General features: G+C 67.5%; 19 protein-coding genes and 1 pseudogene. 11 read left to right on the top strand and 9 right to left on the bottom strand.

Going from position 1 to position 23,833, the window contains the following annotated elements; genetic code table 11:
* A partial coding sequence (locus B2J89_RS16860; protein ID WP_169170184.1) for a DNA internalization-related competence protein ComEC/Rec2 occupies positions 1–2,136 on the top strand: 2,136 nt, incomplete at its 5' end.
* A 7-nt stretch (positions 2,137–2,143) separates the two neighbouring features.
* Here B2J89_RS16860 and B2J89_RS16855 read toward each other — a convergent pair.
* A complete protein-coding gene (locus B2J89_RS16855) occupies positions 2,144–2,413 on the bottom strand; it encodes a VF530 family DNA-binding protein (RefSeq protein ID WP_169170183.1) in 270 nt (89 codons plus the stop codon).
* Positions 2,414–2,476: 63 nt separating this feature from the next.
* On the opposite strand from B2J89_RS16855, the gene B2J89_RS16850 reads away from it, so the two are divergent.
* On the top strand, positions 2,477–4,186 hold the full coding sequence (locus B2J89_RS16850; protein WP_169170182.1) for a thiamine pyrophosphate-binding protein: 1,710 nt from the start codon (positions 2,477–2,479) through the stop codon (positions 4,184–4,186).
* Between the two features lie 75 nt (positions 4,187–4,261).
* On the opposite strand, the gene bfr is transcribed toward B2J89_RS16850, so the two are convergent.
* On the bottom strand, positions 4,262–4,738 hold the full coding sequence (gene bfr, locus B2J89_RS16845; protein ID WP_169170181.1) for a bacterioferritin: 477 nt from the start codon (positions 4,736–4,738) through the stop codon (positions 4,262–4,264).
* Between the two features lie 241 nt (positions 4,739–4,979).
* Between bfr and ahpC the strand changes: the two genes are divergently transcribed.
* Entirely contained in the window at positions 4,980–5,543 is a 564-nt protein-coding gene (ahpC, locus tag B2J89_RS16840) for an alkyl hydroperoxide reductase subunit C (protein ID WP_169170180.1), read from the top strand.
* A 98-nt stretch (positions 5,544–5,641) separates the two neighbouring features.
* Entirely contained in the window at positions 5,642–7,213 is a 1,572-nt protein-coding gene (gene ahpF, locus B2J89_RS16835; RefSeq protein ID WP_169170179.1) for an alkyl hydroperoxide reductase subunit F, read from the top strand.
* Positions 7,214–7,456: 243 nt separating this feature from the next.
* On the opposite strand, the gene B2J89_RS16830 is transcribed toward ahpF, so the two are convergent.
* Positions 7,457–8,407, bottom strand: coding sequence for a hypothetical protein (locus B2J89_RS16830; protein ID WP_169170178.1), 951 nt, complete (start codon positions 8,405–8,407; stop codon positions 7,457–7,459).
* 361 nt (positions 8,408–8,768) lie between these two features.
* Positions 8,769–9,596, bottom strand: coding sequence for a pyruvate, water dikinase regulatory protein (locus B2J89_RS16825; RefSeq protein ID WP_169170177.1), 828 nt, complete (start codon positions 9,594–9,596; stop codon positions 8,769–8,771).
* Positions 9,597–9,761: 165 nt separating this feature from the next.
* Between B2J89_RS16825 and ppsA the strand changes: the two genes are divergently transcribed.
* The 4 genes from ppsA (at position 9,762) to B2J89_RS16805 (ending at position 15,112) form a co-directional block, all read left to right on the top strand.
* Complete coding sequence (gene ppsA, locus B2J89_RS16820) at positions 9,762–12,152, top strand: phosphoenolpyruvate synthase (RefSeq protein WP_169170176.1); 2,391 nt, start codon at positions 9,762–9,764, stop codon at positions 12,150–12,152.
* 15 nt (positions 12,153–12,167) lie between these two features.
* A complete protein-coding gene (locus B2J89_RS16815; protein WP_169170175.1) occupies positions 12,168–12,488 on the top strand; it encodes a DUF4212 domain-containing protein in 321 nt (106 codons plus the stop codon).
* A complete protein-coding gene (locus tag B2J89_RS16810; RefSeq protein ID WP_169170185.1) occupies positions 12,481–14,562 on the top strand; it encodes a VC_2705 family sodium/solute symporter in 2,082 nt (693 codons plus the stop codon). The genes B2J89_RS16815 and B2J89_RS16810 overlap by 8 nt, the downstream gene beginning before the upstream one ends.
* A 106-nt stretch (positions 14,563–14,668) precedes the next feature.
* Positions 14,669–15,112, top strand: a complete 444-nt coding sequence (locus B2J89_RS16805; RefSeq protein ID WP_169170174.1) for a hypothetical protein — start codon at positions 14,669–14,671, stop codon at positions 15,110–15,112.
* Between the two features lie 179 nt (positions 15,113–15,291).
* Here B2J89_RS16805 and B2J89_RS16800 read toward each other — a convergent pair whose 3' ends face one another.
* The 3 genes from B2J89_RS16800 to B2J89_RS16790 all read right to left on the bottom strand — a co-directional run bounded on the left by B2J89_RS16800 (position 15,292) and on the right by B2J89_RS16790 (position 17,163).
* A complete protein-coding gene (locus B2J89_RS16800) occupies positions 15,292–15,651 on the bottom strand; it encodes an FKBP-type peptidyl-prolyl cis-trans isomerase (RefSeq protein WP_169170173.1) in 360 nt (119 codons plus the stop codon).
* Positions 15,652–15,757: 106 nt separating this feature from the next.
* Positions 15,758–16,063, bottom strand: a complete 306-nt coding sequence (locus B2J89_RS16795) for a helix-turn-helix domain-containing protein (RefSeq protein ID WP_169170172.1) — start codon at positions 16,061–16,063, stop codon at positions 15,758–15,760.
* A 197-nt stretch (positions 16,064–16,260) separates the two neighbouring features.
* Positions 16,261–17,163 (bottom strand): LysR family transcriptional regulator, encoded by a 903-nt coding sequence (locus tag B2J89_RS16790; protein ID WP_169170171.1) that lies wholly within the window; start codon positions 17,161–17,163, stop codon positions 16,261–16,263.
* 118 nt (positions 17,164–17,281) lie between these two features.
* Here B2J89_RS16790 and B2J89_RS16785 point away from each other — a divergent pair, with 118 nt between their 5' ends.
* From B2J89_RS16785 to B2J89_RS16775, 3 genes are all read left to right on the top strand, one after another.
* The gene (locus B2J89_RS16785; protein WP_169170170.1) at positions 17,282–18,247 is read left to right on the top strand and encodes a hydroxymethylglutaryl-CoA lyase; all 966 of its coding nucleotides are present in this window, start codon (positions 17,282–17,284) and stop codon (positions 18,245–18,247) included.
* Positions 18,248–18,266: 19 nt separating this feature from the next.
* On the top strand, positions 18,267–19,517 hold the full coding sequence (locus B2J89_RS16780) for a CaiB/BaiF CoA-transferase family protein (RefSeq protein ID WP_169170169.1): 1,251 nt from the start codon (positions 18,267–18,269) through the stop codon (positions 19,515–19,517).
* Between the two features lie 81 nt (positions 19,518–19,598).
* Positions 19,599–20,609 carry a tripartite tricarboxylate transporter substrate binding protein gene (locus B2J89_RS16775; RefSeq protein ID WP_169170168.1) on the top strand — a complete coding sequence of 337 codons (1,011 nt, stop codon included), beginning with the start codon at positions 19,599–19,601 and terminating at the stop codon, positions 20,607–20,609.
* A 160-nt stretch (positions 20,610–20,769) separates the two neighbouring features.
* Here B2J89_RS16775 and rpoD read toward each other — a convergent pair whose 3' ends face one another.
* Together rpoD and B2J89_RS16765 are read right to left on the bottom strand one after the other, a co-directional pair.
* Positions 20,770–23,160, bottom strand: a complete 2,391-nt coding sequence (gene rpoD, locus B2J89_RS16770) for an RNA polymerase sigma factor RpoD (protein ID WP_169170167.1) — start codon at positions 23,158–23,160, stop codon at positions 20,770–20,772.
* 255 nt (positions 23,161–23,415) lie between these two features.
* Positions 23,416–23,833 (bottom strand): annotated as a pseudogene (locus tag B2J89_RS16765) (DNA primase); the annotation flags it as partial.

Below are 23,833 nucleotides of genomic sequence, written 5' to 3'. Positions count from 1 at the left end.
CAGCCCATCGCGGCCGGCCTGCGCCTGCGGCTGGCGGTGGAGTCGGCGCAGCTCGACGGTGCCGCCGTGCGCGTGCCGCCCCTGATCGACCTGGGCTGGTATGCGGGCGTGTGGCGCGATGCCCCCGACCCGGCACAGGCGCAGCGCCCGCCGCCGCCGCTGCGCGCGGGCGAGCGCTGGCAGCTGACGGTGCGCCTGAAGGCGCCGCACGGCGAGCGCAATCCGCACGGCTTCGACTATGAGCTGTGGCTGTGGGAGCAGGGCGTGCAGGCCACGGGCTATGTGCGCGCCGGTGCGCGCGACCTGCCGCCGCAGCGCCTGGGCGCCACCGCGCAGGCCCCGGTCGAGCAGCTGCGCCAGGCGGTGCGCGACGCCATCATCGCGCGCCTGGCGGCCGATGCGACCGACGCGCGCGCCGTGCGCGTGGCCGGCGTGGTGGCCGCCCTGGTGACGGGCGACCAGCGCGCCATCGACCGCGCCGACTGGGACGTGTTCCGCGCCACCGGGGTCGCGCACCTGATGAGCATTTCAGGGCTGCACATCACCTTGTTTGCCTGGCTGGCCGCCGCAGCCGTGCAGTGGCTCTGGCGCCGTTCGCCGCGCCTGTGCCTGGCGTGGCCCGCGCCCTCGGCGGCGCTGGTGTGCGGCGTGGCGCTGGCAGGGGCGTATGCGCTGTTCAGCGGCTGGGGCGTGCCGGCCCAGCGCACCGTGGCCATGCTGGGCGCCGCGGCGCTGCTGCGCCTGAGCGGGCGCCGCTGGCCCTGGCCCCTGGTGTGGCTGCTGACCTGCGCGGTGGTGGTGGTGCCCGACCCGTGGGCGCTGTGGCAGCCCGGCTTCTGGCTCAGCTTTGTCGCCGTGGCGGTGTTGTTTGCTACGGATTCTGGAGCTGTTGAAGCACGTCCATTGGGCATTTGGGGCCGATTTCATGCTTTGCTGCGCGAACAGTGGGTGGTCACGCTGGCGCTCACGCCGCTGACGCTGCTGCTGTTCGGCCAGGTCTCTCTGGTGGGCCTGGTGGCCAACCTGCTGGCGATTCCGTGGGTGACGCTGGTGGTCACGCCGCTGGCCTTCCTGGGCGTGCTCTGGGCGCCGCTGTGGCATGCGGCGGGCTGGGGCGTGCAGGCACTGGCCGTGCTGCTGCAGTGGCTGGCTGCGCTGCCGGCGGCCACCGTCTGGGTGGCGGCGGCGCCGCTGTGGGCGGGCCTGGCCGGGGTGGCGGGCGGCGTGCTGCTGGCCCTGCGCCTGCCGTGGCGGGTGCGCGCGCTGGGCCTGCCGCTGCTGCTGCCGGTGCTGCTGTGGCAGGCACAGCGCCCCGCGCACGGCGAGTTCGAACTGCTCGCGGCCGACGTGGGCCAGGGCAATGCGGTGCTGGTGCGCACGGCCACGCACACCCTGCTGTACGACGCCGGACCGCGCTACAACCAGACCAGCGACGCCGGCGGGCGCGTGCTGGTGCCGCTGCTGCGCGCTTTGGGCGAGCGCGTCGACACCCTCATGCTGAGCCACCGCGACAGCGACCACACCGGCGGCGCCGCGGCGGTCCTGGCCACCCAGCCCCAGGCGCTGCTCACCGGATCGATAGAAGACGAACACGCCTTGCAGGCGCTCCGCCCCGTGCAGCCCTGCGTGGCGGGCCAGCGCTGGCAGTGGGATGGCGTCGAGTTCGCCGTGCTGCATCCGCTGCCCGCTGCCCGGGCGGGCAGTGGAGCGGGCGAGGGCGCGCGCGCCGTGCCCGCCAACGCGCAAAGCTGCGTGCTGCGCATCGCGGCGGCCGGCGGCGCGGCCGCGCTGCTGGCCGGGGACATCGAAAAGGCGCAGGAGCAGGCGCTGCTGGCGCGCAACGCCCCCGTGGCGGCCGATGTGCTGCTGGTGCCGCACCATGGCAGTAAGACGTCGTCGAGCGCAGATTTTCTGGACGCTGTGCGGCCACGCACCGCCCTGGTGCAGGCGGCCTACCGCAGCCGCTTTGGCCACCCGGCGCCCGAGGTGGTGCAGCGCTACCGCGAACGCGGCATTGCCGTGGTCGATTCGGCCGGCTGCGGCGCGGCGCGCTGGCGCTCGGCGCAGGCCGCGCAGGTGCAGTGCGAGCGCGCGCTGCAGCCGCGCTATTGGCAGCACCGTGCGCCGCCGCCCTGAGCGCGGCCTAGCCGCCGCTGCGCCGCTGCTCGCGCAGCATGAACAGGTAGAGGCTCTCGACCTTGGCGCGTGCCCACGGCGTCTTGCGCAAAAACTTCAGGCTCGACGCCACGCTCGGGTCGCTTTGAAAGCAGCGCACCGGAATGCGCTCGCCCAGGCCCTGCCAGCCAAAGTAGTCGGCCAGCGCCGTGACCATGGCTTCCAGCGTCACGCCGTGCAAGGGGTTGCGCGCTTGCGCGGGTGGCACGGATGGAGGGGCTGGCGTGGGAGCATTCATGGCCGCAAGCATATCGGGATAATGGCCCGCTTCGATCCACTTCACACCACAGGCAGGCAAGGCATGGCACAGCAAACCGCAGGGCATTTGATCGTTGAGTGTTTGATCGCGCAGGGGGTGGACACCGCCTTCGGCGTGCCGGGCGAGAGCTATCTCGATGTGCTCGACGGCCTGCATGCACACCGCGACCGCATCCGCTTCGTCACCTGCCGCCAGGAGGGCGGCGCCGCCTTCATGGCCGAGGCCTACGGCAAGCTCACGGGCCGCCCCGGCGTGTGCATGGTCACGCGCGGCCCCGGCGCCACCAACGCCGCGATCGGCGTGCATACGGCCTTCCAGGATTCGACCCCGATGGTGCTGCTGGTCGGCGACGTCGGCAGCGAGATGCGCGACCGCGAAGCCTTTCAGGAGGTCGACTTCGGCACGTTCTTCGGCCCCGGCACGCGCGGCATGGCCAAGCGCGTCGAGCGCATCGACGACGCGCGCCGCATCCCCGAGTACATCGCGCGCGCCTTTGCGACGGCGCTCAACGGCCGGCCCGGCCCCGTGGTGCTGGTGCTGCCCGAAGACATGCTGGTGCAGCAGGTCGATGCCGTGCCCCTGCCGCGCGCAGAGCCGGTTGAGAGTGGTATCGGCCCGCAGCGCTTGCTGGATCTGCGCGAAATGCTATTGAAAGCAGAGTGCCCCTTCGTCATCGCCGGCGGCAGCGGCTGGACGCCGGCCGCCGCGCAGGCGCTGCAGGCGTTTGCCGAGCAGTGGCAGCTGCCTGTGGGCAACGCGTTCCGCTTCCAGGACACGTTCGACAACCACCACCCGCTGTATGCGGGCGACGTGGGCATCGGCATCAACCCCGAGCTCGCCGCGCGCATCCAGCAGGCCGATCTGGTCGTCGCCATCGGCCCGCGGCTGGGCGAGATGACGACCGGCGGCTACACGCTGCTCAAGGCACCGCGCCCGGCGCAGAAGCTCATCCACATCCATGCCAGCGCCGACGAGCTGGGCCGCATCTACCAGGCCGACCTGGCCGTGTGCGCCACCATGCCCGCGGCCGCGCAGGCGCTGGCCGGCCTGCAGCCGCCCGCCAGCGTGCCCTGGGCGGCGTGGGCGCAGGCCGCCCAGGCCGACTACCAGGCCAACCTGGCGCCCCAGGCACTGCCCGGGCTCGATGCCTCGCAGCCCGGCGTGGTCGACATGCCAGCCATCGTCGCCACGCTGCAGCGGCACCTGCCAGCCGATGCGCTCATCACCAACGGCGCCGGCAACTTCGCCAGCTGGGTGCACCGCTACTTCCGCTACCACGGCATCGCCAAAGGGCACAAGACGCAGCTGGCGCCGACCAACGGCGCCATGGGCTACGGCGTGCCCGCGGGCATCGCGGCGAGCATCGCCACGGGCCGCACGGTGTTCACCATCGCCGGCGACGGCGACTTCCTCATGAACGGGCAGGAGCTTGCGACGGCGGTGCAGCACGGCGGCAAGAGCATCATCGTGCTGCTCAACAACAGCATGTACGGCACCATCCGCATGCACCAGGAGCGCGAGTACCCGCACCACGTCAGCGGCTCGGCGCTGCACAACCCCGACTTCTGCGCCCTGGCCCGGGCCTATGGCTACGCGGCCGAGCAGGTCACGCGCACCGAAGACTTCGAAGCGGCCCTGCTGCGGGCATTGGCGGCGCCCACGGGCACGCTGATCGAGATTCCACTGAGCCAGGAAATCATCAGCACGCGCGGCACGCTCAGCGGCATCACGCAGGCGGCGCTGGCGCGCTGAGCCCGCGGCACGCCGGGCCGCGCAGGCACAAAAAAGCGGGCCGGAGCCCGCGGGTGCCTGGCGCGGCGGCGCGCCTTATTCGATGTCGCCCATCTGCGACTGCAGGTAGTTGGGCAGGCCGACCTTGCCGATCAGATCGATCTGGGTCTCGAGGAAGTCGATGTGCTCCTCGGTGTCGTCGAGGATCTTCTGCAGCAGGTCGCGCGAGACGTAGTCGCGCACGGCCTCGCAGTGCGCGATGCCGTCCTTGATGGTCGCCTGGGCGCCCTGTTCAGAGCGCAGGTCGCAGGCCAGGATCTCTGGCACGTCTTCGCCCACCTGGAGCTTCGCCAGGTCCTGCAGGTTGGGCAGGCCGTCGAGCATGAAGATGCGGTCCATCAGCCAGTCGGCGTGCTTCATCTCGCCGATCGACTCCTCGTATTCCTTCTTGGCCAGCTTGTCGAAGCCCCAGTGCTTGAGCATGCGGTAGTGCAAGAAGTACTGGTTGATGGCCGTGAGTTCGTTCTTGAGCTGGGCCTGAAGGTGGCCGATCACCTGTGCGTCACCTTTCATGGGGACTCCTTGTTCTGCGATGGAAAGCGGCCATTGTCATCGCTGCCTGGAGGGGCGGCAAGCAATGGACCTGCGTGGGTCAGCCCATCGGTGCCTGAGCCGTTCCCATGCATCGCAGACATGCCGGGAACTTTTGATAGTTAAACAGTATCGTACTGATTCATTCAATTGATTGGATCAATCATTCTGTGTGACCTAGACTCAGTCCTGTGTTCATTCCATCCAACGAAAGGAAACTCCAATGTCCCTGATCAACACCGAAGTCAAGCCGTTCAAAACCACCGCTTTTCACAATGGCAAGTTTATTGACGTCACGGAGCAGTCCTTCAAGGGCAAGTGGTCCGTGGTGATCTTCATGCCCGCGGCCTTCACCTTCAACTGCCCGACCGAAGTGGAAGACGCGGCCGACAACTACGCTGAATTCCAGAAGGCCGGTGCCGAGGTGTACATCGTCACCACCGACACGCACTTCTCGCACAAGGTGTGGCACGAAACCTCGCCCGCCGTGGGCAAGGCCAAGTTCCCGCTGGTGGGCGACCCCACGCACCAGCTGACCCACGCTTTTGACGTGCACATCGAAGAAGAAGGCCTGGCGCTGCGCGGCACCTTCGTGATCAACCCCGACGGCATCATCAAGACGATGGAAGTGCACTCCAACGAAATCGCCCGCGATGTGAAGGAAACCCTGCGCAAGCTCAAGGCCGCCCAGTACACCGCCGCCCACCCCGGTGAAGTCTGCCCCGCCAAGTGGAACGAAGGCGCCAAGACCATCGCTCCGTCGCTGGACCTGGTCGGCAAGATCTAAGCTGCGTACCCCTGCGTAGCCGTTGAACTGACAAGACGCCCGGGTGCCTGGCGCCCGGGCATTTTTTTGCCCAAAAACATCCCACAAGGAGCCCTGACATGCTGGACGACAACCTCAAAACCCAACTCAAAGCCTATCTGGAACGCCTGACCCGCCCGGTCGAGCTGGTGGCTTCGCTGGACGACAGTGAGGCTTCGCGCGAGCTGCAGGCGCTGCTGCAGGACATCCAGGGCCTGTCCGACCAGGTCAGCGTGGTCGAGAAGAAGGCCGACGGCGCCGAGCGCGCGCCCGTGTTTCTCATCACCAACCCCGGCCAGGACAGCGGCGTGCGCTTTGCAGGCGTGCCGCTGGGCCATGAATTCACGTCGCTCGTGCTGGCGCTGCTGCACGTGGGCGGCCACCCGTCCAAGGAGCCTGCCGAGCTGCAGGAGCAGATCAAGGACCTCGACGGCGAATTCCACTTCGAAACCTATTACTCGCTGAGCTGCCACAACTGCCCCGACGTGGTGCAGGCGCTGAACCTGATGAGCGTGCTCAACCCGCGCATCACGCACACCGCCATCGACGGCGGCGTGTTCCAGCAAGAGATCGCCGAGCGCGAGATCATGGCCGTGCCCACCGTGTTCTTGAACGGCGAGCGCTTCGGCCAGGGCCGCATGGAACTGGGCGAGATCGTCGCCAAGATCGACAAGGGCGCCGTCGCGCGCGAAGCCGCCAAGCTCGGCGCCAAGGATCCGTTCGATGTGCTCATCGTCGGCGGTGGCCCGGCCGGCGCCGCAGCGGCGGTGTATGCCGCGCGCAAGGGCATCCGCACCGGCGTGGCCGCCGAGCGCTTTGGCGGCCAGGTGCTCGACACCGTGGACATCGAGAACTACATCTCGGTGCAAAAGACGGTGGGCCCGCAGTTCGCCGCCGCGCTCGAGCGCCATGTGGGCGACTACGAGGTGGACATCATGAACCTGCAGCGCGCCGCCGCATTGGTGCCCGCCAGCACCGAAGGTGGACTGATCGAGGTCCAGCTCGAGAGTGGTGCCACGCTGCGTTCCCGCACCGTGATCCTGTCCACCGGGGCGCGCTGGCGCAACATGAACGTGCCGGGCGAAGAGCAGTACCGCACCAAGGGCGTGACCTATTGCCCGCACTGCGATGGCCCGCTGTTCAAGGGCAAGCGCGTGGCGGTGATCGGCGGTGGCAACTCGGGTGTCGAGGCCGCCATCGACCTGGCCGGCATCGTGGCCCATGTCACGCTGCTGGAATTCGCCGGCGAGCTCAAGGCCGACGCCGTGCTGCAGCGCAAGCTCAAGAGCCTGCCCAACGTCGATGTGATCGTGAATGCGCAGACCACGGAAGTGAATGGCGACGGCAGCCGCGTCACCGGTATCACCTACAAGGACCGTACGAACGACGAGAGCAAGCAGATCGCGCTCGAAGGCATCTTCGTGCAGATCGGCCTGCTGCCCAACACCGACTGGCTCAAGGGCACGGTCGAGCTGAGCCGGCACGGCGAGATCGTGGTGGATGCGCATGGCCGCACCAACCTGCCCGGCGTGTTCGCCGCGGGCGACTGCACCACGGTGCCGTTCAAGCAGATCGTGATCGCCGCGGGCGACGGCTCCAAGGCCGCGCTGAGCGCGTTCGACCACCTGATCCGCACCAGCGCACCGGCTTGAGTTTCAAGCAAAATCGGGCTCTAGCGCTTATGCAGTAAGCGCTGTTAGCTATCAAATTTAAAGCGGTGGAGCTGTGACAAACAGCTCCGCCGCTTTTGTTTTGTATTCAAGGAAAGGCAGGCTTCGGCAATAGTGGTCGCTCAGCAACGTCGGCTTTGTGTGCATCTGACGTCTAAATCCTTTGCGTGAGCATCGGCGGGGTGCTCAAGGAGAATAGTTGCCACTCAAAAAGATGTGGATGTGTTAGACGACGTAGAGGTCCAACAAGTCTTCCAGGGACCGAGACAGAGCAACACCATATTTCGAATCGAGCCGGGCTTGCTTAGCGCGTGAGATGGCGGCTTTCTCTGCGACGACACGGTCCGAATATGGAATCGCCGTATAAAACGACTGCATGTCGAGGACGTCGTTCGCTGAAAGAGCGCCGGTCTTGGATTCCAGGCGTGCGGCCATTTCCACTTCCACGTTCATTGTCGGAACGTCTTCCAACAGTGCTCGCATGGCGCGGTCTCCGAGAGCCCTCAACTGGTCGAAAGAATAGCCCAGTGCAGCCACCGTTTGGTTGAGGAGGTCCAGGTTATCCACCCAAGACTGCGCTGCGTAAGCCCGGCGTCGAAAATCGATGGACTCGTTGGCGAAGCGCTCGCGCCTGCTTTCGATGCGAACGACCAGCTCGGTGAGTCCCTGGGTCAATGTTGTAATGGCCTCTCGTCGACGGATATCGTCCTGGTTGACCATGTAGTCCAGGTAAAGCGCTGCCGGGTGCGTGAGGGAATTGAGCCACCGCACGCGTGCCAGCTCTTCCGGCACAGCCATCAGCTCGTCCATGGGCTCGAACGCCTGCATGAAGCCGGGGGCGAACGCCCAATGGGGCGGCATGGCAGCCGGCTCCACACCGAATTGTCGTTGAATGGCCGCGCGCAACTCTACGGCCATCCGGCCCGCTCGACTTCGGTGGACGTACCCAAGGCTGAGGATGGCCTGCGTTTCGGCAACGTGTCGTCGGCTGTCAGGGTCGTTGCGCTTTGCGGTCTCCATGATGTTCGAACCCGAGAGCGGAAACAAGACGCGCTTTTCCTGGACCGCCACAACGAGTTGAGGAAACAGCTCGGCCATGGGGCCGCTCGTAGTGCGGCCGCTATGCACCTGCGCCAGCTCGATCCACTTATTCTGGTCCAGAAAGACGATGTCCATGAGCTCGAGAGCTACCCCTCCTGAGAGGGCGCCAGTATGTACCAACAAACGCATTGAGCGACCTCTTCCGGCCCGCGAACTGAGCGGGCCAAAGGATCGCCCAGGGTTGGAAGCCGCCCCTATAGCCGATTGACGGATAAGTCCCAGCACCAGGTGTTGGAATGACGCCCCTTCAGGAGCGGGCGCAGAGGCGGCCAAAAAAGCTCATCTATTGATAGCTGATTGCGCAGAGTGGGTAAGGCCTGAGGCCGATTTTTACCCAAAATTATTCGGATTTAGATGGGGAGCTGCACGCTCGCAGCGTGCGTTTTCGTGTGACTCCCCACCCGTCAGCCTGTGCCCCTCTCCAAGCGCCGCCGCCTCAGTAACTCAGCCGCTCAGGCCGCACTTCCTGCAGGATGGTGGTGGCGATCTCTTCAATTGACTTGTGCGTGGACGACAGCCAGCGGATGCCGGCGCGGCGCATCATGGCTTCGGCCTCGGCCACCTCGTGGCGGCAGTTCTGCAGGCTGGCATAGCGCGAGTCGGGGCGCCGTTCGGTGCGGATCTCCGACAGGCGCTCGGGGCTGATGGTCAGGCCGAAGATCTTCTTGCGGTAGGGCACCAGCGCTGGCGGCAGCTGGCGGCGTTCGAAGTCTTCGGGGATCAGCGGGTAGTTGGCGGCTTTGAGGCCGTGCTGCATCGCCAGGTACAGGCTGGTCGGCGTCTTGCCGCTGCGGGAGACGCCCACCAGGATCACGTCGGCCTCTTCGAGGTTGCGGTGGCTCTGGCCATCGTCGTGCGCCAGGCTGTAGTTGATGGCCTCGATGCGGTCCTGGTATTCCTTGTTCTTGCTGATGTCCGAAAAGCGCCCGACGCGGTGGTGCGACTTGATGCCCAGTTCCATCTCCAGCGGGTGCACGAAGGTGCCGAACATGTCCAGCAGCATGCCCTTGCAGCCCTGCTGGATCACCTTGAGCACTTCCATGTTCACCAGCGTCGTGAAGACGATCGGCTTGTTGCCTTCGAGCTCGGCCGTGTGGTTGATCTGGCGCACCACCTGGTGCGCCTTGTCGGCTGTGTCGGTGAACGGCAGGCGCACGCGGCGCGGCACCAGCTCGAACTGCGCCAGGATGGCATTGCCGAAGGTTTCGGCGGTGATGCCGGTGCCGTCCGAGACGAAGAAAACGGTGCGTTGGTGCGTGGTCATGGTGCGCGGGAGGAAGCCTACAATTGCGCCGATTATCCGAATTCCCGCCATGCAACCCCACCACCCACAAGCACAACGACAAAGTTGGTGCTGCTGCATGGCCGCTTGCCCGCTCCTCCAGACGGGCGCCAGCACCGAACCGCTTTCAACTTCTGGAGCTTCCCCATGTCTGCACTTTTCAGCCCGACCGCCCTGGTCGTACCGTTTGAAAACCTGAGAATGACCGACGTCGAGTCGGTCGGTGGCAAAAATGCCTCGCTCGGCGAGATGATTTCGCAACTGCCCGAGGGCGTGCGCGTGCCCACGGGCTTTGCCACCACGGCACACGCGTTCCGCGAGTTCCTGGCCTTCGAGGGCTTGGCCGACAAGATCAGCGCCAAGCTTGCCGCGCTCGATACGGAAGACGTGCGCGCGCTCGCCGCCGTGGGCGCCGAGATCCGCGCCATGGTCGAGGCCCAGCCGTTCCCGGCCGACCTGCAGCAGGCCATCGGCGAAGCGTTTGCGACCCTGTCCGCCGGCAACCCGCAGGCCAGCTTTGCGGTGCGCTCGTCCGCCACGGCCGAAGACCTGCCCGACGCCTCGTTCGCCGGCCAGCAGGAGACCTTCCTCAACGTCGTCGGCATCGACGACGTGCTGCACAAGATGAAAGAGGTGTTTGCCTCGCTCTACAACGACCGCGCCATCAGCTACCGCGTGCACAAGGGCTTCGAGCACGACGTGGTCGCGCTGTCGGCCGGCGTGCAGCGCATGGTGCGCTCCGACCTGGGCGCGGCCGGCGTGATGTTCACCATCGACACCGAGTCGGGCTTTGAAGACGTGGTGTTCATCACCAGCAGCTACGGCCTGGGCGAGACCGTGGTGCAGGGCGCCGTCAACCCCGACGAGTTCTACGTGCACAAGCCCATGCTGCGCGCGGGCAACAAGGCTGTGATCCGGCGAAACCTGGGCAGCAAGCTGATCCAGATGGTGTTTGCCAGCCCGCAAGAAAAAGCCGCCGAGGGCAAGCTCATCAAGACCGTGGACGTGCCCGCCGAGCAGCGCAACCGCTATTCGCTGACCGATGCCGATGTCGAGCAGCTGGCGCGCTACGCGCTGGTGATCGAGCAGCACTACGGCCGCCCGATGGACATCGAGTGGGGCAAGGACGGCCAGGACGGCCAGCTCTACATCCTGCAGGCCCGCCCCGAGACCGTGAAGAGCCAGTCCAAGGGCCAGGCCGAGCTGCGCTACAAGCTCAAGGGCACGGGCCCGGTCCTCGCCGAGGGCCGCGCGATTGGCCAGAAGATCGGCACCGGCCCAGTGCGCCTGGTGCACAGCATCGCCGAGATGGACAAGGTCCAGCCCGGCGACGTGCTGGTCACCGACATGACCGACCCGAACTGGGAGCCGGTGATGAAGCGCGCCAGCGCCATCGTTACCAACCGCGGCGGGCGCACCTGCCACGCCGCCATCATCGCGCGCGAGCTGGGCATCCCGGCCGTGGTGGGCTGCGGCCACGCCACCGAGCACCTGAAGGACGGCACGCTGGTGACGGTGAGCTGCGCCGAGGGCGATACCGGCCACATCTATGACGGCCTGCTGGAGACCGAGGTGACCGAGGTGCAGCGCGGCGAGATGCCACCCATTGCCACCAAGATCATGATGAACGTGGGCAACCCGCAGCTGGCCTTCGACTTCTGCCAGTTGCCCAACGAAGGCGTGGGCCTGGCGCGGCTCGAATTCATCATCAACAACAACATCGGCGTGCACCCCAAGGCCATCCTGGACTACCCCGCCGTCGATGCCGACCTGAAGAAGGCCGTCGAGTCCGTGGCCCGGGGCCATGCCAGCCCGCGCGCCTTCTATGTGGACAAGGTCGCCGAGGGCGTGGCGACGATTGCCGCCGCCTTCTGGCCCAAGCCGGTGATCGTCCGCCTGTCGGACTTCAAGAGCAACGAATACCGCAAGCTGATCGGCGGCAGCCGCTACGAGCCCGAGGAAGAAAACCCGATGCTGGGCTTCCGCGGCGCGGCGCGCTACGTCAGCCAGGAATTCGGCGAGGCCTTCGCGATGGAGTGCGAGGCCTTGAAGCGCGTGCGCAACGAGATGGGCCTGACCAACGTGCAGATCATGGTGCCCTTCGTGCGCACGCTGGGCCAGGCCGAGCGCGTCACGCAGCTGCTGGCGCAGCACGGCCTGCCGCGCGGTGAGAACGGTCTCAAGCTCATCATGATGTGCGAGATCCCGAGCAACGCCATCCTGGCCGAGCAGTTCCTCGCGTTCTTCGACGGCTTCTCCATCGGCTCCAACGACCTGACCCAGCTCACGCTGGGCCTGGACCGCGATTCGGGCCTGGAGCTGCTGGCGGCCGACTTCGACGAGCGCGATCCGGCCGTGCAGGCGCTGATCCACCTGGCGATCAAGGCCTGCCGGGCCCAGGACAAGTACATCGGCATCTGCGGCCAAGGCCCCAGCGACCACCCCGACTTTGCCCAGTGGCTGGCGGCTGAAGGCATCTCGTCGATTTCGCTCAACCCCGACAGCGTGATTGCCACCTGGCAGCAGCTGGCCGGCTGAGTCCGCGAGAGCCGCATGCGCGCCGTGCCCAGCGCCGACGACGAAGGGCAGGAGGCGCGGCCGTTCCCGCCCGACCTGCACGACGTGCGGCACCTCAAGCTCAAGGCCGCGCTGCTGCTGGTGTGGGCGGCCGTGTCGTTCGGCGCCACCTTCTTCGCACGCGACCTGTCGCTGTCGTGGGGCGGTTGGCAGCTGGGCTACTGGATGGCCTCGCAGGGCACGGTGCTGGTGTTCATTGCCATCGTGGTGGTCTATGCCTGGGCCATGAGCCGTTTTGAGCGCGCCGATGAAGCCGCTGCCGCACCCGCACCGGGCCGGGAAGGCGCCGATGGGTGAGGCCGGCACCGGCGCCAGCTACCTGCGGCGCCTGCACCGCATCCTGGCGCTCTATGTGCTGGGGGTGCTGGGTTTTCTGGCGTTGATGGCCTGGGCCGAGCACAGCGGCCTGTCGCGCCAGTGGATCGGGCCCATCTTCCTGTTCCTCACCGTCATGGTCTATGCCGCCATCGGCGTGTATGGCCGCACGACCGATCCCGAGGAGTACTACGTCGCGGGCCGGCGCATTCCGCCGATGTACAACGGCATGGCCGCGGCGGCCGACTGGATGAGCGCGGCCTCGTTCATCAGCCTGTCGGGCGCGCTCTACCTGCAGGGCTTCTCGGGCACGCCCGGGCATGCAGGCGGGCTGGCCTATCTGCTGGGCTGGACCGGCGGCTTTTGCCTGGTGGCCCTGCTGATCGCGCCGCACCTGCGGGCGATGAAGCTCTACACGATTCCCGATTTTTTCCAGGTGCGTTTCGGCGGGCGCTGGCCGCGCGTGATCGCCGCACTGGCCGCCGTGCTGTGTTCGTTCACCTATGTGGTGGCGCAGATCTACGGCGTGGGCCTGATCGCGTCGCGCCTCACGGGCGTGCAGTTCGAGATCGGCATCATGCTCGGGCTGGGCGGCGTGCTGCTGTGCTCGTTCCTGGGGGGCATGCGCGCCATCACCTGGACGCAGGTGGCGCAGTACGTCGTGCTCCTGCTGGCGTTCCTGATCCCGGTGTCCTGGCTGGCCTACAAGCAGCTGGGCAACCCGGTGGCGCCGCTGGTCTATGGCGCGCAGATCGGCAAGATCGCCGACCTCGAAACGCAGCTGCTGAACTCGCCGGCCGAGCACCAGGTGATTGCCGCCTACCTGCAGCGTGCGCGCGATTTCAAGGCGCGCCTGCAGGACGTGGACGCGGCGCTGGAGCGCCAGAGGGCCGAGCTGCAAGAGCGCCTGCACCGGCTGCGTGCGCAGAACGCCGACGTCGGCCTGATCGTCATGGCCAGCCGCGAGCTGGCCGCGATGCCGCGCGACGCCGCCACCGCGCGCGAGCAGTGGACGCGGCAGATGCGCGACAACTACGAACGCGCGCGCCCGCTGGGCGGCCTGCCGCGGCACAGCCAGGCCTACGTGGGCGACCCGGACGGCACCGCGCAGGAGCGCGCCGACTACGAGAACACGCGGCGCAACTTCCTGGCGGTGATGTTCTGCCTGATGGTGGGTACGGCCGGGCTGCCGCACCTGCTCACGCGCTACTACACCGCGCCGTCGGTGGCGGATGCGCGCACCTCGGTGGCCTGGTCGCTGTTCTTCATCGCGCTGCTGTACCTCAGCGCGCCCGCGCTGGCGGTGCTGGTGAAGTTCGAGGTCATGAACAACCTGGCGGGCAGCAGCTTCGACGCGCTGCCCACCTGGATGGCGCAGTGGGCCCACGTCGACGGCGCGCTGCTGTCGGTGGAAGACGTGAACGGCGACGGCATCGTGCAGTTTTCCGAGATCCGCCTGGGCGCCGACCTCATCATGCTGGCCACGCCCGAGATCGGCGGCCTGCCCTATGTGGTGTCGGGGCTGGTCGCGGCGGGGGGGCTCGCGGCGGCGCTGTCCACCGCCGACGGGCTGCTGCTGACCATCAGCAACGCGCTGGTGCGCGACCTGTATTTCCAGTCGCGCCCGCGCGCCGCCTCGCCCGAGCAGCGCGTGATCCTGACCAAGTTCACGCTGCTGGCGGTGGCGCTGGCGGCGGCCTTCGTGGCGGCGCTCAAGCCCTCGGACATCCTTCCCATGGTGTCGGCCTCGTTCTCCCTGGCCGCGTCCGCCTTCGTGCCGGTGATGGTGCTGGGCATCTTCTGGCGCGGCACGACCCGGCCGGGCGCGGTCGCCGGCATGCTCTGCGGCCTGGGTGTGGCGGTGTACTACATGCTCTCGCATGTGCCGGCGCTGCAGTGGCTACCGCGCTGGCTGATGGCCGATGGCCTGTGGTTTGGCATCCAGCCCATTTCGGCCGGGGTGTTCGGCGTGCCGGCGGGGCTGGTGTCGGCCTGGCTGGTCAGCTGGATGACACGGCCGGTGGCGCCGCAGCCGCAGGTGCGGCTGGAGATGTGAGCGCCGGGGCAGGGCGCTGCCTATGGATAGACCCGATGTGCAAAGGCCGCGCTAGCTGACAATCTCGGCGGCACGCCACCGCAGACCACCCCGTACAGGAGGATCGATGCTACTTGTCAAAACCACGTCGGGCCAGCAGGCGCTCAAGGAGCGCCACGGCGTGCTCAGCGCGCGCCAGCGCACCGCGTTCATCCTGTTCGATGGCAAGCGCGCCACGGCCGAGGTGCTGGCCGCCACTGCCGCGATGGGCATCACGCACAGCGATGTGGAGGCCATGCTCGAGCAGGGCCTGCTGGCGCCCGCGGCGGGCAGCGCCGCAGCGGCGCCCTCCGGTCCGCTTGCTAGCGGGCGCTCCGACCAGGCCCGCTACCAGGCGGCCTACCCGATCGCCATCGAGATCACGGCCGCACTGGGTTTGCGCGGCTTCCGGCTGAACCTGGCGGTCGAAGGCACGGGCGGCTACGAAGCGCTGGCCGCCCTGGCACCCCGGATCCGCGAGGCCGTGGGCGAGGCGCCGTTCGCCCGCCTGGAGCGGGCCTTGTTCGCCTGACCCCTTGCCAATCCCGCGGGCACGTTGTCGGCGCCGCTTGCCACTTGCCGAGTGTGGGTGACGGTCCGTGCTGCGCCGCCGCGTTCACGCAAGGCCTTGGAAGGGAACGGGCGCGCAGCACACAACAAAAAAGCGGCCCGAAGCCGCTTGTTTGTTGCCGAAGGGGAGAGGGCGCTGGTTCAGCGGCCCACCTGGAGCAGCTCCACGTCGAACTTCAGCGTGGCGTTGGGCGGGATCACGCCACCGGCGCCGCGCGCCCCGTAGCCCAGGGCCGCAGGGATGATCAGGGTGCGCTGGCCGCCCACCTTCATGCCCTGCACGCCTTCGTCCCAGCCCTTGATCACCATGCCGGCGCCCAGGCCGAAGGCAAAGGCGTCGTTGCGGTCGCGGCTGGAGTCGAACTTGGCGCCCTGCACGCCGTCGTTGTAGAGCCAGCCGGTGTAGTGCACCGTCACTTGCTGGCCCTTGGTGGCTTCAGCGCCTTCGCCCACAGTGGTGTCTTCGTACTGCAGGCCCGAGGCCGTGGTGGTGAATGCCATGAAAAATCCTTGTCTTGAATGCTATTGAATAAAGAGCTGTCAGCGCTTTCCAGCCATGCGTTACAGGCCTTTTTGATGCAAAAAAAGCAGGCGCTGGCGGTGCCGCTTACTTCTTGGCGCGGCCGGCCACCCAGCGGGTGGCAAAGGCCTGCACGTCGGAGAGGCGCTTGAGCAGGTCCGAGCCCGGTGCGGTGACGGTGTAGCCGTCGCTGCCGTGGTCCACCAGGCCCGCTTCGCGCAGCTCCTTGATGCGGGTGTTGAGCGTGTTGGGCGTGATGCCCCCGACGCTGTCCTGCAGCAGGCGAAAGGTTTGCGGGTGGCCGTCTCGCAGTGCCCACAGCACGCGCAAGGCGTAGCGGCACTCGAGCCGTTCAAACAGTTGGTTGATGGCGGCGTTCTCTTTGGAGCTCATGAAGCTTCTCCTTGCGCAATGGGGACTCAAAGGCGGTTCAGCGCCAGCGGCTGGGCGCTTGGGGCGCCCGGCGCACTATAGCGCCGAATCTATTTTGCTACAAGTTTAATAGCTCAAGATGCATGCCTGTCATGCGCCAAGCCGGCAAACTGCATAGCCTCCGCGAAAGTGTTGCCGGACCGCCACGGTCGGGGAGTTCAGGGGCGGCCCGCGCCGAGCAGGTGCTCCACCAGCAGCTGCGCGGCCGGCGCCAGCGCTTCGGCGCTGCGAAAGCAGATGGCAAAGCGCCGCTGCGCCCAGGCGTCCGACAGCGGCACCACGCGCACGTCGGCGGTCGCGGCAAAGGGCTCGGCCACCTCGCGCGGCACCACGCTGATGGCCAGGTTGGCGCGCACCACGCGCAGGGCCGCATCGAAGTTGGACACCAGCACGCGGTGCGCCAGGGTTTTGCCTTCCACCGCCGCCGCGCGCGCCAGCAGCACCTGCACGGCGCTGAGCGCCGGCATGCTGACGAATTCGTGCTCCAGCACATCGGTGAAGCGCACCGAGGGCAGTTGGGCCACGGGGTGGGACGCGTGCGCCACGATGGCCAGGTGGTCGCTGCGGTAGGGGCGCGTCTGCAGCCCCTGCAGGTCGGCCGCGTCCCAGCAGATGCCGATGGACGCGCTGCCTTCGTGGATGCCGCGCACCACCTCGGGGCTCACGCGCTCTTCCATGCTGATCTGGATGTCGCGGTGCGCCGGGTTCTGCAGGAAGGCGGCCACGTCGTCGGCCAGCGATTCGGCCATCACGGAGGCCGTGACCAGCATGCGCACATGGCCCCGGATGCCAGTGGCATAGGCGGCCATGTCGCGCTCGATCTGCCCGGCGCTCGCGAGCATGGTGCGCGCGTGCTCGAGCAGGGTTTCGCCGGCCGGCGTGGGGGCGACGCCCCGGCGCCGGCGCACCAGCAGCGGCGTGCCAACGGTGCTCTCGAGCTGGGCCAGGCGCTTGCTGATGGCCGACCCGACGATGGCCTCCTGTTCGGCCACGCGGGCGATGTTGCGGCTGTCGCAGACGGCCACGAACAGGCGCAGGGTCAGCAGATCGAGGTCGCGCATGGCCCGGCGTGGGAAAAGTGATGAATTTCCATTTGGGAAGCATAGAGGTTCCGGAATAGATTTTCTCAATCCAAATGGAATTTCTAGAATGGCGCCTGCTGCTTTTCTGGAGACCCGCATGCCCCCCAACCCATCCTGTCCGCCCCGCAGCGCCGTGGTGCGCGAAGTGGGGTTGCGCGACGGTCTGCAGAGCATTGCCACCATCGTGCCGACCGCACACAAGATCGCGTGGATCGATGCCGCCTATGCGGCCGGCCAGCGGGAGATCGAGGTGGGCTCGTTCGTCCCCGCGCGCCTGCTGCCCCAACTGGCCGACACCGCCGAGGTGCTGGCCCACGCCAAGACGCTGCCCGGACTGTGCGCCTCGGTGCTGGTGCCGAACCTGAAGGGGGCCGAGCGCGCCCTCGACTGCGCTGCCGACCTGCTGGTCGTGCCCTTGTCGGCCAGCCACGCCCACAGCCTGGCGAACCTGCGCAAGACGCCCGACGAGGTGGTGGCCGAGGTGGCGCGCATCCGCGCGCTGCGCGACGCCAGCGGCAGCCGCACCGTGATCGAAGGTGGCGTGGGCACGGCCTTTGGCTGCACGCTGCAAGGCGAGGTGGCCGAATCCGAGGTGCTGCGGCTCTTGCAGGCCTTGCTCGACGCCGGCGCCGACCGCGTGAGCCTGGCCGACACCGTGGGCTATGCCGACCCGGCCGGCGTGCAGCGCCTGTTCGAGAAGGCCCGCGTCCTGGTGGGCGAGCGCCTGGCCTGCGCGCATTTCCACGACACGCGCGGCATGGGCCTGGCCAATTGCTACGCTGCCTGGCAGACCGGCATCACGCGCTTCGACGCATGCCTCGCCGGCATCGGCGGCTGCCCGCACGCTCCGGGCGCCAGCGGCAACGTCGCCACCGAAGACCTGGCTTTCATGCTCGAGCGCATGGGTGTGGCCACGGGCCTGGATGTCCCCGCGCTGCTGGCACTGCGCCAGCGCGTGCAGGGCTGGCTGGCCGGCGAGACGCTGCACGGCACCCTGTGGCAGGCGGGCTTGCCCCGCCATCTTGCTGACGCTGCGCAGCCCCTGGCGCCGGCGAGCGCTTGATACCCGTACCCTTGTCTCCATGAATTCCTCTGCCGTGTCCTCTTCTCCTGCTTCCGCTTCCGCGAGCGGCGCCGCTGCCGTGTCCCGGCCCCTGCCGCTGGCCGGCATCCGTGTCGTGGAGTTTTCCCACATGGTCATGGGCCCGACCTGCGGCATGGTGCTGGCCGATCTGGGCGCCGAGGTCATCAAGGTCGAGCCCGTGGACGGCGACCGCACGCGCCATTTGCTGGGCGCAGGGGCGGGCTTTTTCCCGATGTTCAACCGCAACAAGAAAAGCGTGGCCATCGACCTGCGCCATGCGCAGGGCCTGGAGGTGGCGCTGCGCCTGGCCGGCACGGCCGATGTCGTGGTGCAGAACTTCAAGCCGGGCGTGATGGCCAAGTACGGCCTGGACCATGCGGCGCTCGCCCGGCTCAACCCCGGCCTGGTCTATGTGAACCACACCGGATTTCTGCCCGGCCCCTACGAGCACCGCACGGCGCTCGACGAGGTGGTGCAGATGATGGGCGGCCTGGCCTACATGACGGGGCGCCCGGGCGACCCGCTGCGCGCCGGCACCAGCGTCAACGACATCATGGGCGGCATGTTCGGTGCCATCGGCGCCATGGCCGCGCTGATGCAGCGCAGCGTGACGGGGCGGGGGCAGGAGATCGACTCGGCGCTGTTCGAGAACAACGTCTTCCTGGTGGGCCAGCACATGATGCAGTACGCCGTGACCGGCCAGCCCGCCGCGCCGATGCCCGACCGCATCTCGTCGTGGGCGGTGTACGACGTGTTCAGCGTCAAGGACGGCGGGCAGATTTTCCTGGCGGCCGTGAGCGATGCGCAGTGGACCACCTTCTGCGACGCCATGGGCTATGCCGACCTGAAAGCCGACCCGGCCCTGGCGCTGAACAACGACCGCGTGCGCGCCCGCCCCACGCTGCTGCCCGAGCTGCGCCGGCGCCTGGCCGAGCACACGGCCCAGGAGCTGTCGGCGGTCTTCGAGCGGCACGGGCTGCCGTTCGCGCCGATTTCCCGGCCGGAAGAGCTGTTCGGCGACCCGCACCTGCAGGCCACCGGCGGCCTGGCCGAGATCACGCTGCCCGACGGCGAGCGCGCCGGGCAGACCGCGCGCACCACCTTGCTGCCGCTGCGCATGGGGGGCGAGCGCATGGGCGTGCGCCTGGACCCGCCGACGCTGGGCCAGCACACGCAGGAACTGCTGGCAGGCCTGGGCTACACGCCCGAGCAGACGCAGGCGCTGCGCGCGGCCTCGGCCATTGCCTGACGGATCGGTATTTACACTTCCGGGCGCAAGCGCAGCGGCAGTCTGCGCAGCCCTTCACCACGACCCCACCTGGAGACAACCATGCCCTCGCTTCCCCCGCCACCGACCGCCCTGTCACCGCGCGCGCGCCTGACGCGCCGCCACGCCATCGCCTTGGGCGCTGTCGCCCTGGGCGCGCCGGCGCTGGCCTTGGCGCAGCTGGGCGACAAGCCCCTGCGCATCCTCCTGCCGCTGTCCGCCGGCTCGGGCGCGGACGGGGCCGTGCGCGCCATCAGCAACAGCCTGGCCAAGGCGCTGGGCCATCCGGTGGTGATCGAGAACCTGCCCGGCGCGGGCGGCATCACCGGCACGACGCAGATCGTGCGCGCCGCCAAGGACGGGTCGGTGATCGGCGTGGTGTCGAACAACCACGTGGTCAATCCGAGCGTCTACAAGAACATCCCGTTCGACTCCATCGAAGACATCACGCCGATCACCGTGATCGGCGCGACGCCCTTCGTGCTCGTGGCGCATCCGTCGGTCCCGGCGCGGAACGTGAAGGAGCTGATCGCCCTCGCCAAGGCCCGGCCGGGCGTGCTGAACTACGGGTCCTCGGGCAACGGCACCATCCTGCACCTGGGCGCTGCGATGTTCGTGGACCAGGCGCAGATCGACGTGAAGCACATTCCCTACCGCGGCATGGGCCCGTTGATGAACGACATCCTGGGCGGGCAGGTGCAGCTCGGCGTCGTGGCGGTGGCGCCCGCCGCCGCGCACATCAAGAGCGGCACGCTGCGTGCCGTCGGCGTGAGCACCGCCACGCGGGTGCCGTCGCTGCCCGAGGTGCCGACCATCGCCGAGCAGGGCCTGCCGCGCTACGAGCTGGAGGGCTGGATCGCCGCCATCGCGCCCGCCGGCACGCCCAAGGCCGAGGTGGCCCGGTTGTACAACGGCTTCAAGGCCGCGCTGGCCATGCCCGAGGCCCGCGATGCCCTGGTGGCGCAGGGCTACGAGATCAAGCTCATGCCGCCAGAGCCGTCGGCCGCCTTCTTCCGCAGCGAGCTCGCGCGCATGGCGCAGGTGGTCAAGAACGCCAACGTGAAGATGGATTGATGCTCCTAAAACAGGAGCTATAAGCGCAGAATGGGTCTGCGCTGGAGGCCTAAAATGCTTCAAATTTCCCGCGGCTGCGGCCGCGCATGAAAAAAGCCCTGCCGCGGGAGCGGACAGGGCTTTTTATTGGGGGGAGGGCCGAGGCCCAGGCCCCGTGCGCTTACAGCGAGTCGATGAAGCTGCGCAGCTTGTCGGAGCGGCTCGGATGCTTGAGCTTGCGCAGCGCCTTGGCTTCGATCTGGCGGATGCGCTCGCGCGTCACGTCGAACTGCTTGCCGACTTCCTCGAGCGTGTGGTCGCTGGTCATCTCGATGCCGAAGCGCATGCGCAGCACCTTGGCCTCGCGCGGCGTGAGGCCGTCGAGGATGTCCTTGACCACGTCGCGCAGGCCGGCCTGCATCGCCGCTTCGATCGGAGCCGTGTTGGCGCCGTCCTCGATGAAGTCGCCCAGGTGGCTGTCGTCGTCGTCGCCGATGGGAGTTTCCATCGAGATCGGCTCCTTGGCGATCTTCATGATCTTGCGGATCTTGTCCTCGGGGATCTCCATCTTCTCGGCCAGCACGGACGCATCGGGCTCGAAGCCGAACTCCTGCAGGTGCTGGCGCGAGATGCGGTTCATCTTGTTGATGGTCTCGATCATGTGCACCGGAATGCGGATGGTGCGCGCCTGGTCGGCGATCGAGCGCGTGATGGCCTGGCGGATCCACCAGGTGGCATAGGTCGAGAACTTGTAGCCGCGGCGGTATTCGAACTTGTCCACCGCCTTCATCAGGCCGATGTTGCCTTCCTGGATCAGGTCGAGGAACTGCAGGCCGCGGTTGGTGTACTTCTTGGCGATCGAGATCACCAGGCGCAGGTTGGCCTCGATCATCTCCTTCTTGGCGCCGCGCGAGGTCGACTCGCCCGCGTTCATGCGCTTGTTGATGCCCTTGAGCTCGGCCAGCGGCACCACCACGCGCGACTGGATGTCGGCGAGCTTTTGCTGCAGGTCCTGGATCGGCGGGATGTTGCGCGACATCACGGTGCTCCAGGGCTTGCCCGCGGATGCCTGCTTCTCGACCCACTGCTGGTTGAGCAGGTTGGCGGGGAAGTCCTTGATGAAGAGTTCCTGGGGCATGCCGCACTTGTCCACGATGATGCGGCGCAGTTCGCGCTCTTTCTTGCGCACGTCGTCGACCTGGGCGCGCACCGTGTCGCACAGCTTCTCGATGGTCTTGGCCGTGAAGCGGATGGTCATGAGCTGTTCGCTCAGCGCGTGCTGCGCCTTCAGGTAGGCCGGCGTGCCGTAGCCTTCCTTGTCGTAGATCTTGTGGATCTTCTCGAACATCTCGCGCATCTTGTCGAAGCGGCGCAGCGCCTCGCTCTTGAGCTCTTCGAGCTTCTTGGTCAGCGCCTTGGAGCCGCCCTTGCCGTCGTCGTCGTCTTCCTCGTCGAATTCGTCGAAGTCTTCCTCGGCCACATAGTCGTCGGCCTCGTTGGGGTTGGTGAAGCCGTCGACGATGGTGGTGATGACGACCTTGCCTTCGCGGATCTCCTCGCCCATGTTGAGGATCTCGGCAATGGTGGCGGGCGATCCGCTGATCGCCTCCATCATGTCCATCAGGCCGCCTTCGATGCGCTTGGCGATTTCGATTTCGCCTTCGCGCGTGAGCAGCTCCACGGTGCCCATCTCGCGCATGTACATGCGCACCGGGTCGGTGGTGCGGCCGAATTCGCTGTCCACGGTGGACAGGGCGGCTTCGGCGGCTTCCTCGGCCTCTTCCTCGGTGGCCGCGGTCTGCGCGGTGTTGGTGACCAGCAGGGTCTCGGCGTCGGGGGTCTGCTCGTACACCGCCACGCCCAGGTCGTTGAGCATGGAGATCACGACCTCGAGCGTTTCGGCATCGACCAGCTTGTCGGGCAGGTGGTCGTTGATTTCCCCGTGCGTGAGGTAGCCGCGCGTCTTGCCCAGCTTGATCAGGGTCTTGAGGCGCTGGCGGCGCTTGGCCATGTCTTCCTCGGACAGGACGGTCTCGTCCAGGCCGAATTCCTTCATCAGCGCGCGCTCCTTGGCCTTGCTGATCTTCATGCGCAGGGGCTTGACCTTCTCGGCCGGAGCGGCTGCGGTGGTCTCGGCTTCGGCCTCGGGTTCGCCCTCCAGGTCCGCTTCGATGTCGGACAGGTCGGTGTCGTCCCCAGCGTCATCGCCCGCGCCCGCCTTGGGCTTACGCCCGCGCTTGGCCGGTGTCTTGGCGGCCGCGGTGGCCGCGCCGGCGGCCTTGGCGGGGCGGCCAGGGCGCTTCTTCGGCGCTTCGTCGGTGGCGGCAGCGTCGTCCGCTGCACGGGCGGGCTTGGCGCGGGCAGATTTTTTCAACAATTCATCGGCGGCTTTGGTCAGCTCGGCAGAACTTTTCACGGGCACAGTTTTGACTTTCTTGGTCACCGGAGTGTCTGGCGCGACCGCTTTGGCGGCGGCGGCCTTGGCCGGGGACTTCTTGGCGGTTGCAGGAGATGTCTTGGCGGCGGTGCCTGGGACGGACTTGGGCAGCTTCGCGGACTTTTGAGCGGGCATGGTGCAACCTCAAAATCAAAATCAAACACAAAGAAAACACAAGCGCCACGGGCGTCGGCGCGGGTGGCACGGCAAAGGCCGGGCCTTTGCGGTTGGAGGGGTCACCCTCAGCGGCAAGATGTCTGGGCGAACATTTGGGGTGCAGTCCTTGCGGTGTAAAGGGCGGTTGTGCGTGTGTGTCACGGTGGCCCGGTCCGGAGGTGTTGCTGTCGCTCTTGCCGACATAAACCCTAAATTATACCGACCGCGCCAATTTCAAGAGGGCAGCTGCCCCAGTTTTTCAAGTGCCACGCGCCGCGCCTGGAGTTCACGGTAGCGCTGCAGCGCGCCCGGATCGGTGCGCGCCGCCTGCAGCGCCTCGGTTTCCTGCTGGCGCAGCTGCTCGGCGAGCATGCGGTTGAGCAGGCCGCGCAACTCCATGCGCAGTTCGCGCGCGTCGCCTTCGGTCTGGGCGTGCGAGCCGGTCATCACGCGCTCGGCGATGACCTCGCAGGCGTGGCCGCGCAGGCTCTCGCGCAGCACCGCCCAGGGCTGGGTGCCGTGTTCGTGGAACTGGCCCTCGATCCAGGCAAACAGCGGGCCGTGCGGCGGCGGCAGGGCGCAGAGGGTGGCTTGGTCTTCGTGCGCGAGCGTGTCGAGGAAATCCATGTGCGACAGCAACAGGCGCGCGGCG

The organism is Acidovorax sp. SRB_24, assembly GCF_012931925.1.
The sequence above is the reverse complement of the archived record's forward strand: the minus strand, read 5'-3'. Positions and strand labels throughout refer to the sequence as shown.

Bases quoted from the DNA above. Each gene is read 5' to 3' on its own strand.
- ahpF (WP_169170179.1), top strand. From the start codon at position 5,642: ATGCTGGACGACAACCTCAAAACCCAACTCAAAGCCTATCTGGAACGC.
- rpoD (WP_169170167.1), bottom strand. From the start codon at position 23,160: ATGCCCGCTCAAAAGTCCGCGAAGCTGCCCAAGTCCGTCCCAGGCACC.
- B2J89_RS16780 (WP_169170169.1), top strand. From the start codon at position 18,267: ATGAATTCCTCTGCCGTGTCCTCTTCTCCTGCTTCCGCTTCCGCGAGC.
- B2J89_RS16800 (WP_169170173.1), bottom strand. From the start codon at position 15,651: ATGGCATTCACCACCACGGCCTCGGGCCTGCAGTACGAAGACACCACT.
- bfr (WP_169170181.1), bottom strand. From the start codon at position 4,738: ATGAAAGGTGACGCACAGGTGATCGGCCACCTTCAGGCCCAGCTCAAG.
- ahpC (WP_169170180.1), top strand. From the start codon at position 4,980: ATGTCCCTGATCAACACCGAAGTCAAGCCGTTCAAAACCACCGCTTTT.
- B2J89_RS16850 (WP_169170182.1), top strand. From the start codon at position 2,477: ATGGCACAGCAAACCGCAGGGCATTTGATCGTTGAGTGTTTGATCGCG.
- B2J89_RS16775 (WP_169170168.1), top strand. From the start codon at position 19,599: ATGCCCTCGCTTCCCCCGCCACCGACCGCCCTGTCACCGCGCGCGCGC.
- B2J89_RS16810 (WP_169170185.1), top strand. From the start codon at position 12,481: ATGGGTGAGGCCGGCACCGGCGCCAGCTACCTGCGGCGCCTGCACCGC.
- B2J89_RS16830 (WP_169170178.1), bottom strand. From the start codon at position 8,407: ATGGACATCGTCTTTCTGGACCAGAATAAGTGGATCGAGCTGGCGCAG.
- B2J89_RS16790 (WP_169170171.1), bottom strand. From the start codon at position 17,163: ATGCGCGACCTCGATCTGCTGACCCTGCGCCTGTTCGTGGCCGTCTGC.
- B2J89_RS16855 (WP_169170183.1), bottom strand. From the start codon at position 2,413: ATGAATGCTCCCACGCCAGCCCCTCCATCCGTGCCACCCGCGCAAGCG.
- B2J89_RS16785 (WP_169170170.1), top strand. From the start codon at position 17,282: ATGCCCCCCAACCCATCCTGTCCGCCCCGCAGCGCCGTGGTGCGCGAA.
- ppsA (WP_169170176.1), top strand. From the start codon at position 9,762: ATGTCTGCACTTTTCAGCCCGACCGCCCTGGTCGTACCGTTTGAAAAC.
- B2J89_RS16805 (WP_169170174.1), top strand. From the start codon at position 14,669: ATGCTACTTGTCAAAACCACGTCGGGCCAGCAGGCGCTCAAGGAGCGC.
- B2J89_RS16815 (WP_169170175.1), top strand. From the start codon at position 12,168: ATGCGCGCCGTGCCCAGCGCCGACGACGAAGGGCAGGAGGCGCGGCCG.
- B2J89_RS16825 (WP_169170177.1), bottom strand. From the start codon at position 9,596: ATGACCACGCACCAACGCACCGTTTTCTTCGTCTCGGACGGCACCGGC.
- B2J89_RS16795 (WP_169170172.1), bottom strand. From the start codon at position 16,063: ATGAGCTCCAAAGAGAACGCCGCCATCAACCAACTGTTTGAACGGCTC.